16 protein-coding genes are annotated in these 20,667 nt (G+C 31.8%); all 16 read left to right on the top strand.

Annotated elements, in window-relative coordinates:
• Positions 1-136: 136 nt before the first annotated feature.
• Positions 137-2,410, top strand: a complete 2,274-nt coding sequence (locus tag B5S50_RS02085) for a pyridine nucleotide-disulfide oxidoreductase/dicluster-binding protein (protein ID WP_063601704.1) — start codon at positions 137-139, stop codon at positions 2,408-2,410.
• Positions 2,411-2,412: 2 nt separating this feature from the next.
• Positions 2,413-2,619, top strand: coding sequence for a DVU_1557 family redox protein (locus B5S50_RS02080; protein WP_013239059.1), 207 nt, complete (start codon positions 2,413-2,415; stop codon positions 2,617-2,619).
• Positions 2,619-3,353 carry a DVU_1556 family methyltransferase gene (trsM, locus tag B5S50_RS02075; protein WP_013239058.1) on the top strand — a complete coding sequence of 245 codons (735 nt, stop codon included), beginning with the start codon at positions 2,619-2,621 and terminating at the stop codon, positions 3,351-3,353. Before B5S50_RS02080 ends, trsM begins: the two co-directional genes overlap by 1 nt.
• Entirely contained in the window at positions 3,346-3,807 is a 462-nt protein-coding gene (locus B5S50_RS02070; RefSeq protein WP_013239057.1) for a DVU_1555 family C-GCAxxG-C-C protein, read from the top strand. The genes trsM and B5S50_RS02070 overlap by 8 nt, the downstream gene beginning before the upstream one ends.
• A complete protein-coding gene (trsS, locus tag B5S50_RS02065) occupies positions 3,804-5,192 on the top strand; it encodes a radical SAM (seleno)protein TrsS (RefSeq protein ID WP_217302954.1) in 1,389 nt (462 codons plus the stop codon). Before B5S50_RS02070 ends, trsS begins: the two co-directional genes overlap by 4 nt.
• A 46-nt stretch (positions 5,193-5,238) precedes the next feature.
• Positions 5,239-6,318, top strand: a complete 1,080-nt coding sequence (locus tag B5S50_RS02060) for an XdhC family aldehyde oxidoreductase maturation factor (protein ID WP_217302953.1) — start codon at positions 5,239-5,241, stop codon at positions 6,316-6,318.
• Positions 6,319-6,421: 103 nt separating this feature from the next.
• Positions 6,422-8,320 carry a sigma-54-dependent Fis family transcriptional regulator gene (locus B5S50_RS02055; protein WP_217302952.1) on the top strand — a complete coding sequence of 633 codons (1,899 nt, stop codon included), beginning with the start codon at positions 6,422-6,424 and terminating at the stop codon, positions 8,318-8,320.
• A 195-nt stretch (positions 8,321-8,515) separates the two neighbouring features.
• Entirely contained in the window at positions 8,516-11,239 is a 2,724-nt protein-coding gene (locus B5S50_RS02050) for a molybdopterin-dependent aldehyde oxidoreductase (RefSeq protein ID WP_217302951.1), read from the top strand.
• A 266-nt stretch (positions 11,240-11,505) separates the two neighbouring features.
• Complete coding sequence (locus B5S50_RS02045; RefSeq protein ID WP_217302950.1) at positions 11,506-13,779, top strand: pyridine nucleotide-disulfide oxidoreductase/dicluster-binding protein; 2,274 nt, start codon at positions 11,506-11,508, stop codon at positions 13,777-13,779.
• A 2-nt stretch (positions 13,780-13,781) separates the two neighbouring features.
• Positions 13,782-13,988 carry a DVU_1557 family redox protein gene (locus tag B5S50_RS02040; protein ID WP_013239051.1) on the top strand — a complete coding sequence of 69 codons (207 nt, stop codon included), beginning with the start codon at positions 13,782-13,784 and terminating at the stop codon, positions 13,986-13,988.
• Between the two features lie 90 nt (positions 13,989-14,078).
• Positions 14,079-14,471, top strand: a complete 393-nt coding sequence (locus B5S50_RS02035; RefSeq protein WP_023161853.1) for a DVU_1555 family C-GCAxxG-C-C protein — start codon at positions 14,079-14,081, stop codon at positions 14,469-14,471.
• A 130-nt stretch (positions 14,472-14,601) separates the two neighbouring features.
• Complete coding sequence (locus tag B5S50_RS02030) at positions 14,602-15,915, top strand: DVU_1553 family AMP-dependent CoA ligase (protein WP_217302949.1); 1,314 nt, start codon at positions 14,602-14,604, stop codon at positions 15,913-15,915.
• 2 nt (positions 15,916-15,917) lie between these two features.
• Entirely contained in the window at positions 15,918-16,976 is a 1,059-nt protein-coding gene (locus B5S50_RS02025; RefSeq protein WP_063601693.1) for an XdhC family aldehyde oxidoreductase maturation factor, read from the top strand.
• Positions 16,963-18,069, top strand: coding sequence for a DVU_1551 family NTP transferase (locus tag B5S50_RS02020; protein ID WP_217302948.1), 1,107 nt, complete (start codon positions 16,963-16,965; stop codon positions 18,067-18,069). The genes B5S50_RS02025 and B5S50_RS02020 overlap by 14 nt, the downstream gene beginning before the upstream one ends.
• Positions 18,062-18,649, top strand: a complete 588-nt coding sequence (gene cobC / locus B5S50_RS02015) for an alpha-ribazole phosphatase (protein WP_013239046.1) — start codon at positions 18,062-18,064, stop codon at positions 18,647-18,649. The genes B5S50_RS02020 and cobC overlap by 8 nt, the downstream gene beginning before the upstream one ends.
• The gene (locus B5S50_RS02010; RefSeq protein ID WP_217303752.1) at positions 18,649-20,559 is read left to right on the top strand and encodes a sigma-54-dependent Fis family transcriptional regulator; all 1,911 of its coding nucleotides are present in this window, start codon (positions 18,649-18,651) and stop codon (positions 20,557-20,559) included. Before cobC ends, B5S50_RS02010 begins: the two co-directional genes overlap by 1 nt.
• Positions 20,560-20,667 lie beyond the last annotated feature (108 nt).

Genomic DNA, 20,667 nt, shown 5'->3' with positions numbered 1-20,667 from the left:
TAAAAGGTTTGTTAATAGTCATCAGATGGAATTAAAATTCCATCTGATGAAAAGAAATCTATTGATGTTAAAAATTATAAGATAATGTTTTCATAGTTTCTGGTTCATTTTTATTTAAAAAGGGGGAAGGAGTTATATGGATTTAAATAAATTGTTAGGTAAAGAGAATTTATGTATTGCAGATAAACCTTCAGCTTGTATATCTGCGTGTCCCATACACATGGACGTAAAAACTTTCATTGATGCAATAGAACAAGATGACTTCAAGAAAGCTTATAAGGTTATGACTAAAAAGATGCCTTTTACTAGAATAATAGGCAGTATATGTGATCATCCTTGTGAAGAGGCATGTGTAAGAAATGAATTAGGTGGATCTATAAATATACATGAACTTGAAAAAGTCGTAGTAAAAATAGGTCTTTTTTCTAAAAAAAGAACGATTCCAATACCTAGAAATGGGAAAAAAGTAGCAGTAGTAGGTGCAGGTATAAGCGGTATTACAGCTGCTTTTGATTTAGATAAAAAAGGATATCAGGTTACTATTTATGAAAAAAGTGATAAAATAGGCGGCAGGATATGGGACTTTCAAGGAGATCAACTTTCAAAGGAAACAATAGAAGAAGAATTGGCAGTAATGAATAAGAAAGATATAAAAATTAAGTTCAATGAATTTGTAGATGAAAAGAAATTAGAAGAAATAGTAAATAGCTATGATGCAGTTTATATAGGAACAAGTGTTTGGAAAAAAGATTTAAAAGTAAACACACAAACTTTTCAAGTAGAAGATAGTTCTTTGTTTGCAGGAGGAAGAATTGTAAACAAAAACAGTTCAGTTATATTTTCAATAAGCTCTGGAAGAAGAGCAGTCATATCCATTGATAGGTATCTTCAAAAAATTTCTCTTATGGTGGCAAGGGAAAATGAAGGCGCTTATGATACACCTTTAAAACTTAAATTAGATGATATAGAGAGCGTAGAAGCAATTAAAAAAAATTCTTTAGGATATAATAAACAGGAAGCCATTAAAGAAGCAGGCAGATGTATAAAATGTCAGTGCACAGAGTGTTCAAATGTTTGTGTTCACTTAAGAAAATATGATATTACACCTAAAAAATATATAAGACAAATAAATCACAATGAAGTTATAATATTAGGAGATCATTATGCAAATGAAATGATTAATTCCTGCACTCTTTGTGGACTTTGCGGTGAAGTGTGCCCTTCTAATTTAGACATGAAGGATATAATACAAGAAACCCGTGAAAGTATGGTAGAAAGAGAAAAAATGCCTGTATCAGCTCATGATTTTGCACTTAAAGATATGGAATTCAGCAATAGCAAATATTTTTCAATGGTAAAAAATCAACCGGGATATGAAGAAGTTAAATATATGTTTTATCCAGGATGTCAATTGCCTGCATCCTCTCCTGAATATATACCTGAAATATATAAATATCTTATGGAAAATATCAAAGATGGAGTTGGAATAATGCTGGGCTGCTGTGGTGCACCGGCGGATTGGGCTGGAAGACAGGATTTACTGGAGAAAAATATAAAAGATATACGAAATAAGTGGGAAGAGGCAGGAAAGCCAACTTTCATTTTAGCCTGTTCTAGCTGTTACAGTATGTTTGAAAAATATATGGGGGATATGAATTTTATCTCTCTATGGGAAGTTATGGATAAGTATGGAGTGCCTGAGGGCAATAAAATAAAAGAAAACAAGATATTGACTGTACATGATGCATGTTCCACTAGATATAATAAAGAAATTCAAGAAAGTATACGAAATGTAGCAACTTCTTTGGGATATAAAATAAAAGAACTTAAATTTTCAAAAGAAAAAACTAAATGCTGTGGTTACGGAGGACTTGTGTATTTTGCCAATAAGGAACAATCAAAGGACTTTGTAAAAGATAGAATAAATGAAAGTAACCTGGATTATTTAGTCTATTGTTCAATGTGTAAGGATTTATTTATAGATGAGGGTAAAAAAACTTTTCATATTTTAGATTTAATTTACAGTGATGATTTAGAAAAAGCTGCTTTAAGAAAAATACCTACTCTTTCATGCAGGCGTGAAAATAGAACACTTCTTAAAATTAAACTTTTGAAAGATCTATGGAATGAGGAAGTAAATGATTTAATAGAGCATTATGAGTTTAAATTAAACATACCTGATAATGTTAAAGATCAAATGAAAGATAGACTAATTTTACTTGACGATATAGAAAAAGCCATAGATAATGCCGAAAAAAATAAAGAAAGATTTTTTAATCCTGAAAATTCACATTATTTATGCAGACTTAGAATTAGTAATGTAACTTATTGGGTAGAATATGAAAGAAGCAAGGATGAAATTTTAGTTAAAAGTGTGTATAGTCACAGAATGGAAATAGTGGAGGAATAATTATGAATGTTATCAAAGAAGGAACAACTCCATGGATTTGTGATAAGTGTAGTAAAGAATTAGAACTTAAAAAGGTAAAAGTTTGTTATCTTGGTGGAAATTTTGAAGTTGAGCTTATGCAGTGTCCTAAGTGCAAGATGGTAATTATAGAGGAAGATTTAGCCTTAGGTAAAATGCTGGAGGTGGAAAAAGGACTGGAGGATAAATAATGAAATGCTGTAATGCTTATGAGAGTGATGATATGAAAAATATTACAGGAGAAACTCTAAGGCCTGGGGGATTTACATTGACAGATAAAGCAGTAAAATTTTGCAAACTTTCTTCAAAAGATTCTATAATGGATTTGGGTTGTGGTACGGGAGCTACATTAAATTATTTGTGTAAAAAATATAATATAAGCGCAGTTGGCCTTGATCCTTCTCAAAAATTAATAAATAAAGGTAAAAAAATATATAAAAATTTAAAATTTATCTGTGGGAAAGGTGAAAAAATTCCATTTTATAATGCAGAATTCAATGGAGTTTTTGCAGAATGTACCCTTTCCCTTATGGAAAATTTAAATAATGTCATAGGGGATGTTTTTAGAATATTGAAACCTGGTGGATGGTTTATTATTACAGATGTATATGCCAGAAAACCTGAATTTATCCATGAACTTCATGAGATTTCAGTTAATAGCTGTATGAGAGGTCTTCATAATTTGGATGAACTTAAAAGTATAGTTAAAAATATAGGTTTTCATGTGGAACTTTTGGAAGACTGCAGTGATATGTTAAAAGAACTTATGGTAAAGACAATATTTACTTATGGGTCCATGAGTATTTTTTGGAATAAAGTGTCTAGCTGCTCTATAGATGGTTGTGAATTTCAGCAGCTATTAAAAAATTGTAAGCCCGGCTATTTTATAATGATAGCGAAAAAGGAGGATGAATGTTATGAATGATACTGCTTTCCGTATATATAAATTAGCTTCATCGGGGTTTTGCTGTACTCAAATAATTCTTAAATTGGCTTTAGAAGATGAAGAAACAGAAAATACAGACTTGATAAGGGCTTTGAATGGACTTTGTGGGGGGCTTGGATCCGATGAAAAAGTATGTGGAATTTTAACTGGAGGTATAGCTGTTATAGGACTTTATGCGGGAAAAGGTGAGCCGAGGGAATATCACAGTGAAAATTTTCAGCCCATGTTAAGTGAATATATAAATTGGTTTAAAGAAGAATTTGAAAGTACTGAGTGTAGAGATATAATAGGAATTCAAAAAATAACTGATGAAAATGGTAATATAAATTATCCTGTGAAATGTGGAGAAATACTTCTTAAAAGTTATGAAAAGATTCAACAGATAATATGTAAGTATGGATATGATTTTGGAGATAGGGATGATGATGTGTGAAAAGTGTAGATATAATTTCTGAAACTCAAAGTTTATGTCCAATTTGTTTAAAAAAGATTGACGCAAAAAAAGTTTTAGATGTCAATAAAGTTTATATGGAAAAATATTGTCCAGATCATGGACAATTTAAGACTATCTTATGGAAAGGAAATATTTCCATGAAGAAATGGATTAGAAATAAAGAAAGGGCTTATATAAAAAATCCTTCTACAAATGTCCAAAAAGGATGCCCATTTGACTGCGGCCTTTGCAGTGAGCATAGGCAGCATACATGTACAGCTTTAATAGAAGTTACTCAAAGATGTAATTTAAAGTGCAAATTTTGTTTTGCAGATTCTTATGCAGGTAAGGAAAAAGATATTTCCATAGAAAAAATAAAATTTATGTATAAAAAATTACTAGAGTCTTCTGGAAGCTGTAATGTACAGTTGTCAGGGGGAGAGCCTACGATTAGAGATGATTTACCTGATATAGTAAAATTAGGAAGGAAACTTGGATTCAAATTCATACAGGTGAATACCAATGGTATACGCATGGCACAAGATGAGGAGTATGTTAAAAAATTAAAGATATCAGGACTTAGTTCGATTTTTTTACAATTTGATGGTACAACGGATTTGATATATAGAAAATTAAGGGGAGCTGAACTTTTGAACCTTAAGGTGAAAGCTATAGAAAACTGTAGAAAGCATAATATAGGTGTAGTTCTTGTACCAACTATAGTTCCCGGAATAAATGAGGATAATATAGGGGAAATTATAAATTTTGGATTGAATAATATGCCGGCAGTAAGGGGAGTACATTTTCAACCTGTGAGTTATTTTGGAAGGGTACCATTTATTCCTAAAGAAGAACAAAGAATTACCCTACCTGAAATCATAGAAAATATAGAAAAACAAACACTTGGAAAATTTAAAATAGAAAGCATGAAACCTCCTGGATGTGAAAATGCACTTTGCTCTTTTCATGGCAATTATATATATAAAGATAAAAAAGAATTGATAAATGTTACAAATAACTCTAAAAGTTGCTGCAGCAAAAATGAGAAGGCAGAAGAAGGGGCAAGAAAAGCCAAAGAGTTTGTTTCACGAAACTGGTCTTCTAGAAAAGTGATTAATCCTAATACAAAGGTGAAATCTAGTAAAATTGATAGCTGGGATAAAATATTATACAACATAAATAATTATTCTTTTAGTATATCTGGCATGGCCTTTCAAGATATCTGGAATGTGGATTTGGAAAGAGTAAAGGACTGCTGTATTCATGTAGTAAGTGAAGAAGGAAAACTTATACCGTTTTGTATGTATAACATTACAGATGTAGAAGGAAATTATATTTATAGAAATTGCAAAGTCAAAATGAAAATGACATCCCTTGAAGCATAGATAGTGATGAAGAAAAGGTACATGATAATAGGGGGAGAGGGTAATTATGGAGGATATTTATGAAACAATAAATGAGCTTTTGGATAAAAAGGAAGACTTTGTTTTAGCTACTATTTTAAAAAAATCGAAATCTGCCTCTAGAGAAGAGAGCACCAAGATGATTATAAAAAAGGATTTTTCAGTTATAGGGAGCATAGGTGGGGGTATATTTGAAGCTGCAGCTATAAAATTGTCTTCAAAAGTTTTTGAAAATGGTGCATATATAATTAAAAAATGTTCACTTACTAATGAAAGAGTGGAAAAACTAGAAACAGCATGTGGTGGAGACATTAAACTGCTTTTGGAATATGTGGATTACAATGATAATAAGATGGTGGAAATGTATAAAAATGTTCAGAAGTTAAAGAGAAGAGGTGATAATTTTGTAATTGTAACCAGGATCCCTGAAGAAGGAAAGAGCATAAAAGGTATAGATAAATGGGTTTGTAGTGAATCATCACTTTATGGTGAAGAAGACGAGAAAGTTCAGTGTGTAATAAGAAAGATAAGAGAAGAATTTAAACATATTACTATGCAGTATATTGATCTAGAGGAGGGACATTATTTAATAGAACCTGTTTTAAATTGTAGAACCCTATATATAATAGGAGCAGGGCATGTATCACAAAAAATTGCAGAAGTAACAAAAATATTGGATTTTAAAACTATTGTCATAGATGATAGGAAAGAATTTGCAAATAGAGAGAGATTTAAAGATGTTGAAGAAGTAAAAGTAGTTCCTTCTTTTGAAAATATACTTAAATATATAAATGTGGATAATAACAGTTATATAGTAATAGTCACTAGGGGGCATGCCTATGACAAGGAAGTGCTGGGGCAAATTCTTAGAACTGATGCAAAATATATAGGTATGATAGGAAGTAAGGCCAAAAAAGAAGTTGTATATAACTGTCTTTTAGATGAAGGATATACAGAGAAAGACTTAAAAAGGGTACACAGCCCTATAGGTATTACTATATTTGCGCAAACTCCTGAAGAGATAGCAATAAGTATTGTAGCAGAACTTATAAAAGTTAAAAGGGAGTCCTTCAATCAAAAAAATAAAGTTCAAGCTATGATTATTTAAGTATGATATTCTTCTATAATGGGAAAATAGAAGAATGTTAATGGACTTTCCTATAATAATACAAGGTTGAATTGAAAATTGTTATTATGACGGGGGGATTATAATGAATGCAGCTATTTGCAAATTGGACAATGCAGTTGTATCCAAGCCTAATATAGAACTTTCACATAGAAGATGTAAAAAGTTCAGTATTGATTCACACCAGGTCTTTAGTAAAAAAATAATACACGATGCTGAATTACAGAAAAGATTTGCAGCTAACAGGAATTTAATATTAACTGCAGCACCTTATATGGAGCAGCTAATTAATTTTGTAAAGGGATTTAATTTTTTTGTATTACTTACAGATGGAGAGGGATGTATATTAAATGCATTAGGTGATGAAAAAATACTTGAAGAAGCTTTTTCTTTGAAAATGGTACCGGGAGCTTTTATGAATGAAGAAAACATTGGAACAAATGCTATGAGCGTAGTTATAAAAAGTAAGCTGCCAGTCCAAATTTCTGGAGATGATCATTTTATTAATGCATATCATAGATGGACATGTTCTGCGGCACCTATAAAAGATAATAAGGGAAAACTTATAGGCGTATTGAATCTTACTGGATATATTGAGTTTGTACATTCCCATACCCTTGGTATGGTTATAGCAGCGTCAAATGCTATAGAAGAAATGCTTAAAGTAAAAGAGTACAATAAGATTCAAAATATGAATTACAAGCATATAAAAAATATATTTAATTCCAGTCCTGTTGCTATAATAACCTCAGATATAAATGGTAAGATAAAAATTTGCAATAAGAAGGCACAGGATATGTTTGGCATAAGGGGCAATAAGTTAGAAACAAACAATATGGAAGATATTATAGAAAACTGGAATGATATAAAAACATCTATGTATTTAGGAGAAAGTGCTTTAAAAGAAACAATTATGGTTTCACTAAGAAATAAGATTCAGTATCAAGTAACTACTAGTTCAATATACAATTGTGATGATGATAATAATATTGAGATAGTTTATGTTTTTGAAAAAGCTAAAAAGGTAAATAAAAAGAATGATGGCCAAGCTTACTATACCTTTGGTAAAATAATGGGGCAGGATGAAAACTTTACAAAGGTAGTAAATTATGCAAAAAAGATTTCAGATAGTAAATCAACTATACTTATAATGGGAGAAAGCGGTACGGGAAAAGAAGTGTTTGCACAGTCAATTCATAATTACAGCAGCAGAGTAGATGGACCATTTGTAGCTTTAAATTGTGGTGCTATACCTAAACAACTTATAGAGTCAGAGCTTTTTGGATATGAAGAAGGAGCTTTTACAGGAGCTAAAAAGGGTGGTAACCTTGGAAAATTTGAATTGGCAGATGGCGGAACTATAATGCTGGATGAAATTGGAGAAATGCCTCTTGATATGCAGACAAAGCTTCTAAGAGTTGTACAGGAAGGTGTAATAACGAGAATCGGGAGTTCAAAGTCTATACCTGTAGATGTAAGAATTATAGCTGTCACAAACAGAGATTTAAAAAAAGAAGTAGAAGCTGGAAGATTTAGAAAGGATCTATATTATAGGCTAAATGTGCTGCCTTTATTCTTACCTCCACTTAGAGAAAGAAAAAAGGATATACATCTTCTTATTCAATATTTTGTTAAGAATATAGCACAAAAGTTAAATAAAAAAGAGCCAGTTATATCAGAAGAATACTTGAAGAAAATGATTAATTATAATTGGCCTGGGAATATAAGAGAATTGGAAAATTTGGTTGAACTAATTGTAAATACAGGATCTATACCAGCAGGTTATTTTACAGAAGAAAACTGTGATAATGAGGTACTTGTGGACATTAGTGATGATTGTTTAAAGTTAGATTATATGGAAAAGGAACATGTAATTAAAGTATTGAAGAAGTTTAAGGGAAATATAACTCATTCAGCAGAAGCGCTTGGTATAAGGAGAAATACTTTATACAGCAAGATAAAAAAGTACAATATACAAATGTAATATTCTTCATTCAAAAAATATAATTAGAGGGTTACTTACAGATATGCTGTTGGTAACCCTCTAATTATGTTTCAAAAAGAAAGTTTAAAGAAAACATAGGTGAGTTCAACATTTTGAATATTGGTATTAATTATTGCTCATAATAATATTGAAATTAATGTTTCTTCCAATAATATAAAATTAGGGAGGTACAATATGTTAAAAAAGAGTTTAATTATTAATGGAGTTAAAAGGACTGTTATAGCAGATCCTGAGGCATTTTTAGCAGATGTTTTGAGAAAACAATTACATCTGGTTGGAACAAAAGTTGGATGTAGAAAAGGAGAATGTGGTGCCTGCTCTATAATTTTGGATGGAAAGGTTGTAAGAGCTTGTATAACCAAAATTAAAAGAGTTCCTGATGAAGCGAATATTATAACTATAGAAGGAGTTGGCACTAATGAGCATCTTCATCCACTACAGTTAGCATGGATGGTTCATGGTGCTGCACAGTGTGGATTCTGTACTCCTGGATTTATAGTTTCTGCAAAGGCACTTTTAGATGAAAACATAAATCCGACTAGGGAAGAAGTAAGAGATTGGTTCCAAAAACATAGAAATGTATGTAGATGTACGGGATACAAACCAATAGTTGATTCTGTAATGGAAGCAGCAAAACTTATGAGAGGAGAAATAAGAAAGGAAGACATATGGGCTAAACTTCCTAAAGATGGAACCTTGCTTGGTTCAAGTGTAGTACGTCCATCTGCTCTTGCAAAAGTAACAGGATCATGGGAATTTGGAGCAGATCTTGGACTAGAACTTCCACCAGGAACATTGCACATCAAATTAGTTCAGGCAACAGTATCCCATGCCAATATAATATCTATAGATACTTCAGAAGCAGAAAAAATGCCTGGAGTATATAAAGTAATAACATATAAAGATGTACCAGGCAGCAATAGAATAAACGGTTTGGCTTTCCCATCCAATAAGGGAGATGGACTTGAAAGACCTATATTAAATGATAAGAAGGTTTTCCAATTCGGAGATGCTTTAGCTATGGTTTTGGCAGAGAATCCAACAGTAGCTGAAGCAGCAGTGGGAAAAGTTAAAGTAGAGTTAGAAGAGTTACCAGCTTATATGAGTGCACCAGCTGCTATGGCTGAAGATGCTATAGAAATTCATCCAGGAACTCCTAATATTTACTTTGAATGTGGTACTAAAAAAGGCGAAGATACAAAACCTTTAATGGGTTCTCTTCCTTATGTTGTTGAAGATGATTTTTATGTTGGAAGACAACCACATTTACCACTTGAACCAGATGTTGGATTCGCATATTTCGATGAAGACGGAGATTTAATGGTACATTCAAAGAGCGTTGGAATACACATACATGCAGCAATGGTTGCAGATGGAATAGGAATACCACTCGAAAAACTTAAAATAGTTCAAAATCCTACAGGAGGTACATTTGGTTATAAATTTAGTCCAACAATGGAAGGACTTCTTGGAGTAGCTGCTATGGTAACTAAAAGGCCTGTGTACCTTGAATTCAATATGTATCAGCAAATAACATATACTGGAAAGAGATCTCCATTCTTCATGCATGTTAAATATGGTGCAGATAAAGATGGAAAGATAAAGGCAATGGAATCAGACTGGAGTGTAGATCACGGCCCATATTCTGAATTTGGAGACCTTTTGACAATGAGAGGAACTCAATTTATAGGTGCTGGATATAATGTTCCAAATATAAGAGGTGCAGGTCGTACTGTAGCTACAAACCATGCTTGGGGTTCTGCATTTAGAGGATATGGTTCACCTCAATCCCTATTTGCGTCAGAAGTAGCAGTTGATGAGCTAGCTGAGAAGGTTGGAATGGATCCTCTAGAATTTAGATATAAGAATGTTTATAGAGAAGGAGATACGACCCCAAATGGATGTCCTCCAGATGTAATTTGTCTGCCTCAGGCAATAGATAAATTAAGGCCATTTTATAATGAAGCAAAAAAGAGAGCTAAGGATAAAAATAATGCTAGTTCTGGAGATAAAAAATATGGTGTGGGAGTTTCACTTCTCATATATGGATGCGGCCTAGACGGCCCAGATACATCAAGAGCTTGGGCTGAAATTACTCCAGAGGGTGTTACTGTAGCAAACTCCTGGGAAGATCATGGCCAAGGTGCTGATATGGGAACACTCACAATTGCTCATGAAACTTTAAAACCTTTAGGAATAAAACCTGAACAAATTAAGCTTGTTATGAATGATATGAAATTTACTCCAGACAGCGGTCCTGCAGGTGGAAGTCGTTCCAACGTTTTAACTGGTAATGCTACAAGAGTTGCCTGTGAAAACTTAGTAAATGCTTTGAAAAAAGAATATGGAACTTATAGAACTTATGATGAGATGGTAGGCCAAGGTCTTCCAGTAAAATATGATGGAGAGTGGACTGCACCATGTACTGCTTGTGATGTAGAGACAGGTCAAGGAAATCCATTCCCTGTATATATGTATGGTGTACTTATGGCAGAAGTAGAAGTCGACGTCAATACAGGAAAGACTAAAGTTGAAAATCTTACTATGGTTTCAGATTGCGGTACTATAGTAAATAAAATAGTAATTGAAGGACAGCTTTATGGTGGATTAGTTCAAGGTATAGGACTCGCTTTAAGTGAAGACTTTGAAGATTTAAAGAAACATGTTACACTTACAGCTTGTGGAATACCTCAAATAAAAGATGTTCCGGACAATATAACACTTATTCATCAGGAAACACCAAGACCAAACGGACCTTACGGAGCAGCAGGAGCTGGAGAAATGCCACTTTCAGCACCACATGCAGCAATAATTAATGCAATATATAATGCCTGTGGAGCACGTATTACTAAATTACCAGCTTTACCTGAGAAGGTTTTGGCAGCACTTAAAAAATAAGAGATAACGTATATTAGGCATATCTCTATAAAGGAATCAGAAGCAAATAATTTCTACATTTTATATTGAAGTGTTTTTTTAAGTTTCTGATTCCTTTCTGTTATAGATAATTAACATTGAGACTAAACTTATCCAGTATCATTTCATTATTAGATGATTTAAAATATACATGAAGAAATGAATATTACAAAGATTTAAGCAAAAGAAAATAACTTTATAAGTTTAGTTCTAGAGTTAATAATCTATAAAGGAAGGTGAGAAGTTCTATGGATTTAAATAAACTACTAAATAGAAGAGAGTTATGTATTGGAGACAAACCTTCAGCCTGTATAGCAGGGTGTCCTTTACACATGGATGTAAAAGCTTTTATTGAAGAAATACAAAAGGGAGACTTTAAAAAAGCCTATAAAATTATGTCTAAGAAGGTTCCTTTTGCAAGAATAATAGGAAGTATATGTGATGAGCCTTGCAAGGGCGTATGTCCTAGAAATAAATTAGGTGGAGGCATAAATATACATGAGCTTGAAAGGACAGCAATAGAGTTAGGTTTTTCTTCCCCCAAAAAGTCTATTCCTATACCTAAAAATGAAAAAAAGGTTGCAGTAATAGGCGCAGGTATAAGTGGTATTGTTGCTGCTTTCGACTTGGATAGAAAAGGATATCAAGTTACTGTCTACGAAAAAAGTGATAAAATAGGCGGCAGATTGTGGAACTTCCAGGGGGAACAACTTTCAAAGCAAACGATAGAAGAAGAACTAGAAATAATGAATAAAGACGATATAACAATTAAGTTCAATGAATTTGTAGATGAAAAAAAATTGGAGGATATACTCAATACCTATGATGCAGTTTACATGGGGACAGGAACTTGGAAAAAAGATTTAAAAGTAAATCCACAAACTTTCCAGGTGGAGGATAGTTCTTTGTTTGCAGGGGGAAGAGTTGTAAACAAAGGCGATTCAGTTATACTTTCCATAAGTTCTGGAAGAAGGGCAGCTACATCCATTGACAGATACCTTCAAAAAACTTCTCTTACAGCAGCTAGAGAAAATGAAGGTCCTTATGATACTCCCTTAAAACTTCAATTGGATGATATAGAAACTGTAGAACCTATTAAAAGGACTTCTTCAGTATATAATGAAAAGGAGGCAATAGAAGAAGCACAAAGATGTTTGAAATGTGAATGTTCACAGTGTGCTAAAAATTGTCCACATTTAAGAAAGTATAATACTGAACCTAGAAAGTATATAAGGCAGATAAATCATAATGAAAACATAGTACTAGGAGATCATTATGCAAATGAAATGATTAATTCATGTACTCTTTGCGGACTTTGTGGTGAAGTGTGCCCTTCTAATTTAGACATGAAGGATATAATACAAGAAACCCGTGAAAGTATGGTAGAAAGAGAAAAAATGCCTGTGTCAGCTCATGATTTTGGACTTAGAGATATGGAATTTAGTAATAGTAAACATTTTTCTATGGTAAAAAATCAGCCGGGATATGAAAAGGTGAAATATATGTTTTATCCTGGATGTCAGCTGCCTGCTTCTTCTCCTGAATATATACCTGAAATATATAAATATCTCATGGATAATATTAAAGATGGAGTTGGGATAATGTTAGGCTGCTGCGGTGCACCAGCAGATTGGGCTGGAAGACAGGATTTAGTGAAGAAGAATATGGAGGATATGAAAGATAAGTGGGAAAAAGCAGGAAAGCCAACTTTTATTTTAGCTTGCTCAAGTTGCTATAGAAACTTTAAAAAATATATACCGGATATTAAACTTATTTCTCTATGGGAAGTTATGGATAAATATGGTACCATGAAAAATAATAAAACAGAGAAAAAGAAAGTGTTAGCTGTACAAGATGCATGTTCAACAAGGCATAATAAAGAAATTCACGAAAGTATAAGAAGTATAGCAGACAAATTAGGATATGAAATAAAAGAACTCAAATTTTCAAAAGAAAAAACTAAGTGCTGTGGCTATGGAGGCTTAGTATATTTTGCAAATAGAGAGCAGTCTAGGGAATTTGCAAAAGATAGGATAGGTGAAAGTAACCTGGATTATTTAGTTTACTGTGCAATGTGTAAGGATCTATTTATAGATGAAGGTAAAAAAACCTTCCATATCTTAGACTTAATTTATAGCAATAATTTAGAAGAAGCCGGACTGAGAAAAGTTCCAAGTCTTTCAAAGCGTCATGAAAATAGGGCACTTGTTAAAAAGAAACTTTTAAAAGAAATATGGAATGAGGAAATGAATGACTTTAAAAAGGATTATGGATTTAAATTAAATATACCGGACAATGTGCAAAATCAAATGGAAGAAAGACTGATTTTGCTTGAAGATATAGAAAAAGCAGTAGATAATGCGCAAAAAAATAAAGAGAGATTTTTTAATCCTGAAAATTCTCATTATTTATGCAGACTTAGGATTGGTAGTGTTACCTATTGGGTAGAATATGAAAAAAATGAAAATCAAATTTTTGTTAAAGACGTTTACAGCCATAGGATGGAAGTAGTGGAGGAATAGCTATGAATATTAATAAAGAAGAGAAAACTCCATGGATTTGTGACAAATGTAATAAAGAATTAGAACTTAGACAGGTAAAGGTTTTATATCTTGGAGGAAATTTTGAAGTTGAACTCATGCAGTGTCCACAATGTAAAATGGTAATTATAGATGAGAAACTTGCATTAGGAAAAATGAAGGAGGTAGAAAAGGGACTGGAAGATAAGTGATGATAGCAGAGAAGGAGAATAAAAGTTATAAATGATACTGCTTTTCGTATATATAAATTGGCTTCATCAGGATTTTGTTGTAACCAAATAATGCTTAAATTGGCTTTAGAGGATGAGGAAAAAGAAAAAACAGATTTAATAAAGGCCTTAAATGGCCTTTGTGGGGGATTAGGATCTAGCGAAAAGGTTTGCGGAATTTTAACTGGAGGTATAGCTGTTATAGGACTTTATGCAGGAAAAGGTGAGCCTAGAGAATATTATGGCGAAAATTTTCAACCTATGTTAAGTGAATATATAGATTGGTTTAAAGAAAAATTTGAAAGCACAGAGTGCAGAGATATAATAGGAATTCAAAAAATAACTGATGAAAATGGTAATATAAATTATCCTGTAAAGTGTGGAGATGTTTTATTGAAAAGTTATGAGAAGATTCAACAGATAATATGTAAGTATGGATATGAATTTGGAAATAGGGATGATTAGTAAAATTAACAGTTGGGATAAAATATTGTACAATATAAATAGCTATACTTTTAGTATATCTACCATGGCATTTCAAGACATTTGAAATGTGGATTTACAGAAACTGTGGAGTTAAAGGGGAGAGGGCAAAATGAAGCTGACACCACTTGAAGCATGGATAGTGGATAAAACGGGGATAAAGGAAAAAAGTAGGGAAGCTTTAGAAAATTATCAGTTAAATAAAATAAGAAAAGTTATAGATTACGGAAAAAAATATAGTAAGTTTTATAAGGAATATTTGAAAAATATTGAGGAAGATGATATAAAATCCTTTAAATATTTTGAAAAAATTCCTTTTACATTGCCAGAACATATAAAAGAAAACTCAAATAATTTTTTATGCGTACCTCAAAGAGATGTTGCCAGGATAGTAACGTTAAGAACTTCGGGAACAAGTGGAGAAGAAAAAAGAATATATTTTACGGAAAAGGACTTAGATCTTACTGTAGAATTTTTTAAATATGGTATGCAGTGTATTGTAAATAAAAATGACAGGGTATTGGTGCTTTTACCAGGAAATAGTCATGGCAGTATAGGAGATTTGCTAAAAAAAGCGTTAAAGGATATAGATATAACATGTTATGTTCAAGGTGTACTTGTAAATCCTAAGGATACTGCAGAATTTATAAAGGAAAAAGGTATAGATTGTATAGTAGGGATTCCACTTCAGGTATTGTATTTTTCCAGAGTGGAATCTGAAACATTTAAAGCCAATATAAAAAAAATTCTTCTAAGTGCTGATTATGTGCCAGAAACATTAATAAGAGAAATTACACATAAATTTAACTGTAAAGTTTTCACACACTATGGTATGACGGAAATGGGGTATGGAGGAGGAGTAGAATGTGAGGCTTTAAGTGGTTACCATATGAGAGAAAATGATCTGTATTTTGAAGTAATAAATCCTCGTACAGGAAAGGTAGCAAAAGATGGAGAATATGGAGAGATAGTATTTACAACTCTTACAAGAGAAGGAATGCCTTTAATAAGATATAAAACAGGTGATATAGGGTGTTTTAAAGCAGGTTTGTGCGCTTGTGGTACTTTTTTAAAGACTATGGAAAGAGTTCATGGAAGGATGGAAAATAAAATTGTAATAGGTAAAAATAAATTCCTATCTATGAGAGATTTGGATGAAATAATCTTGTCTTTTGAAGAGGTAATAAATTATAATGTTTATATTGAAAAGAAAAATATTTTGTATATAGATATTGCTGTAAAAGATGAAGAAGACTTTTACAAATTAAAAGGGCGTATTAAAAATAGCATAGAAAAAATTCCATCAGTAAGAGAAGCATTAATTGATGGAACTTTGGAAATTGTATTAAAGTATATGAAAAAAAGTATAGAAGTAAAAAATAGTATGGTAAAGCGAAAAATATATGATTATAGATGGAGGGGATAAATGTGGAAGATATATATGAGATGATAAATAATCTTCTGGATAAAAAAGAAGATTTTGTTTTGGCCACTATTCTAGAAAAATCTGGATCTGCGCCTAGAGAAGAAGGTACCAAGATGATTATAAAAAGGGATTTTTCTATTATAGGAACTATAGGTGGAGGCATATTTGAGGCATTGGCCATAAAATTATCTTCAAGGATATTTGAAAATGAGGCTTATATAATTAAAAATTGTTCACTTACAAATGAAGGTGCAGAGGCTTTAGGTGCTGCCTGCGGTGGAGATCTTAAATTGCTTCTGGAATATGTAGATTATAAAGACAGTGATATGGTGGAAATGTATAAAAATGTGCAGAAGCTGAAGAGAAAAGGTGATAATTTTGCAATTATAACTAGAATACCTGAAGAAGGAAAAAGCATAAAAGGCACAGATAAATGGATTTGTAGTGAAGCATCATTTTATGGAAAAGAAGATGAAAAGATTCAGTACATAATTAGAAAAATAAAAGAAAATTTTAAAAATATTACTATGAAGTATACTGACCTAGAAGAGGAACATTATTTAATAGAACCTGTTTTAAATACTCAAACTATATATGTAATAGGTGCGGGACATGTAGCACAAAAAATTGCAGAAGTAGCCAAAAGTCTGGATTTTGACATTGTTGTTATAGACGATAGACAGGAATTTGCAAATAAGGAAAGGTTTAAAGATGTAAAAGAAGTAAAAGCAATTCCTTCTTTTGAAAATATTCTTAAATATATAAAGGTAGATAGTAATAGTTATATAGTAATAGTTACAAGAGGCCATGCTTACGATAAGGAAGTATTAGGGCAGATGCTTAAGACTAATGCAAAGTATATAGGGATGATAGGAAGCAAGAGCAAAAGGAAGTTTGTTTATGAGAGTCTTTTGGATGAAGGATATACAGAGGAAGATTTAAAAAGGGTACATAGTCCTATAGGTGTTTCTATATATGCACAAACTCCTGAAGAAATAGCAATAAGTATTGTGGCAGAACTAATAAAGGTAAAAAGGGAGACTTTTAATGGAAAAAGATAAATTAGGGGCCATTATCATTTCGGCAGGATATTCTTCAAGGATGGGAGACTTTAAACCACTTTTGAAATTTGGAGAATGTACTGCAGTGGAAATGATAATAAATACTTTTAAGGCTTCAAAAATTGATGATATTGTAGTAATAGTAGGCCACAGGCAAAATGAAGTAATAGATGTAATTAAAGATTTAGGAGTTAGGTGGATAAAAAATGAAGATTATTCAAAGGGCATGTTTTCTTCCATAGTAAAGGGTATGGAAGTATTGCAAGAGGATGTAAAAGGATTTTTTATGAATCCTGTAGATATACCTCTCATAAAAACACATACTGTAAATATGTTAAAAGATAAATATATGGAGTATGGTAAGGGCATTATATATCCTAAGTTTAATGAAAAATCAGGGCATCCTCCCTTCATAGATTGTAAGTATAGATCAGAAATAATGAAAAGTGATGGTGAAGGGGGACTAAAGAGAATACTTCAAAAGTTTGACAATGATTCTATAAGAGTTTCGGTTCCAGACCAAGGTATATTGATGGATATGGATATTAAAGAAGACTATAAAAAATTACTAGAATATTTTTATTTAAAAGCACCTAATTTGGAAGAATGTTATTGCATTTTAGACTTATATGGTGTACCTTGTAATATAAGGAGACATAGTAATAAGGTATCAGAAATAGCCCTAAATGTTTTAAATAAGTTAAATAGTAAAGAATATAATTTTAATAAGAATACAATGTTAGCTGCAGGACTTTTGCATGATTTGGCTAGAAAAGAAAAAAATCATGCTAAAGAAGGGGCTAGAATATTAAGTGACTTGGGTTACCCGAATATAGCGAAAATAATAGCAACTCACATGGATATAGAGGTAAATGAAGAAGATAATATTACAGAAGGAGAGCTACTGTACTTGGCAGATAAAGTTGTTCAGGAAGACGAATTAGTAGGATTAGAAAAAAGATTTTCTGAATATTCTTCAAAATTTTCAAATAATCTTGAAGCATTAAATAAAGTGAGAAAAAGGTTTGGGGAAGCTAGAAAAATCGAAAAAAAGATAGAGAATGTATTGGGGAAAAATTTTAGCTATGAGTAGAAAAATATATTTAATAAGACATGGAAAAATAAATGTAGGTAATGAAAAACGTTACATAGGAATTACAGATATACCTTTAAATGAAGAAGGTACTTTACAAGTGCTAAAACTAAAAAGATTTTTTGAAAAAATAGACATAGAGAAAGTATATTTAAGTCCTCTAAAGAGATGTGTTGAAACAGCACATATAATTTTAGAAGATAGAAATATAGATAAGATTATAGTAAATGAGTTAATGGAAATAAACATGGGAGAATGGGAAGGAAAAACTTTTAGTTTTATTAAAAGTTCTTTACCAGAGCAGTTTAAAAGTAGAGGAGAAGATATAGGAGGTTTTGTACCAACAGGTGGAGAAAGTTTTAAAAATCTTGAGAAAAGGGTTATCCCTGTTTTTAAATCTATTATAAATAGCACTAGTGGCAATATAATTATAATTTCCCATGCAGGAGTTAATAGAGTTATACTAAAGAATATTTTATCAATATCTATGCAGGATATATTTAAAATAAATCAACCCTATGGGTGTATAAATGAACTTTCCTTTAGTAATGGAGAGTGGAATTGGAAATTGTTATTATAATGGGGGGGATTATAGTGAACACAGTTACTTCTAAATTGGATAATGAAGCTGTATATAAGACGGATATAGAACTTTCGCATGAAAGATGTAAAAAGTTTGGTATTGATTCACGCCAGGTTTTTAGTAAAAAAATATTATATGATAATGAATTACAGAAAAAATTTGCAGCTAACAGAAATCTAATATTGACCGCGGCACCTTATATGGAGCAGCTAATTAATTTTGTAAAGGGTTTCAACTTCTTTGTATTACTTACTGATGGAGAAGGATGTATATTAAATGCATTGGGAGATGAAAAAATACTTTCGAAAGCTTTTTCTTTAAAAATGGTACCAGGGGCTTTTATGAATGAAGAAAATATTGGAACTAACTCTATGAGTATGGTTATAAGCACTAAAATGCCAGTTCAAGTTTCTGGAGATGATCATTTCATTAGAGCATATCACAAATGGACATGTTCTGCAGCACCTATAAAAGATGGTAAAGGAAGACTTATAGGCGTATTGAATCTTACCGGGTATGCCGAATTTGTACATTCTCATACACTTGGGATGGTTATAGCGGCGTCAAATGCTATAGAAGAAATGCTTAAAGTAAAAGAATGCAATAAGATTCAAAATATGAATTACAAGCATATAAAAAATATATTTAATTCTAGTCCTGTTTCTATAATAACTTCTGATATAAATGGTAAAATAAAAATTTGCAATAAAAAAGCACAAGATATGTTTGGTATAAGAGGTAATAAGTTAGAAGCAGATAAAATGGAAGATATTATAGAAAACTGGAATGATATAAAGACGTCCATATATTTAGGCCAAGGTACTTCAAAAGAAACAAACATAGTGGCTGTGAGAAATAAAACTAGATATCAACTAACTACCAGTTCTATATATAACTGTGAAGATGATAACGTTGAGGTAGTATATGTTTTTGAAGAAATCAAAATGGCAAGGAAAAGAAATGATGGTCAGGCTTACTATACTTTTGATAAAATAATTGGCCAAGATGAAAGCTTTATGAGAATAATAGAGTATGCCAAAAAGATTTCAGATAGTAAATCAACTATACTTATAATGGGAGAAAGCGGTACGGGAAAAGAGGTATTTGCACAATCTATTCATAATTACAGCAGCAGAGTAGATGGGCCTTTTATAGCTTTAAATTGTGGAGCTATCCCTAAACAGCTTATAGAGTCAGAGCTTTTTGGATATGAAGAAGGAGCTTTTACGGGTGCCAAAAAGGGTGGCAACCTTGGAAAATTTGAATTGGCAGATGGCGGAACTATAATGCTGGATGAAGTTGGAGAAATGCCTCTTGATATGCAGACAAAGCTTCTAAGAGTTGTTCAGGAAGGCGTAATAACGAAAATTGGGAGTTCAAAATCTATACCTGTGGATGTTAGGATTGTAGCTGTCACAAACAGAGATTTAAAAAAAGAAGTGGAGCGTGGAAGGTTTAGAAAAGACTTATATTATAGATTAAATGTACTGCCTTTATATTTACCACCACTTAGAGAAAGAAAAAAGGATATATCTATTCTTATTCAATATTTTATTAAGAGCATATCACAAAAATTAAGTAAAAAACAACCAGTTATACCAGGAGAATATTTACAAAAAATGATTAACTACAGTTGGCCTGGAAACATAAGGGAATTAGAAAATGTAGTGGAATTAATTATAAATACTGAATCTGTACCTGCAGGTTATTTTTCAGAAGAAAGTTGTAATAATGATGTACTTGTAAATATTAATGAAGACTGCTTAAAATTGGATTACGTGGAAAGGGAACATTTAGTAAAGGTGTTGAAGAAGTTTAAGGGAAATATAACTCATTCGGCAGCAGCATTGGGAATTAGGAGAAATACTTTGTACAGCAAGATTAAAAAATATAAAATAGAAATGTAAAAGAAGTATATGGTTATAAAGCAAAAAATAAACTTATAATCTAAATATTTTTACAACCTTCAGCCCATTTAAATATTTTGATAAATCTAAAATATTTAAATGGGTTTC

Origin of the sequence: Clostridium sp. 001, assembly GCF_019056555.1 — a bacterium.
Lineage (GTDB): Bacteria > Bacillota > Clostridia > Clostridiales > Clostridiaceae > Clostridium_B > Clostridium_B ragsdalei.
The sequence above is the reverse complement of the archived record's forward strand: the minus strand, read 5'-3'. Positions and strand labels throughout refer to the sequence as shown.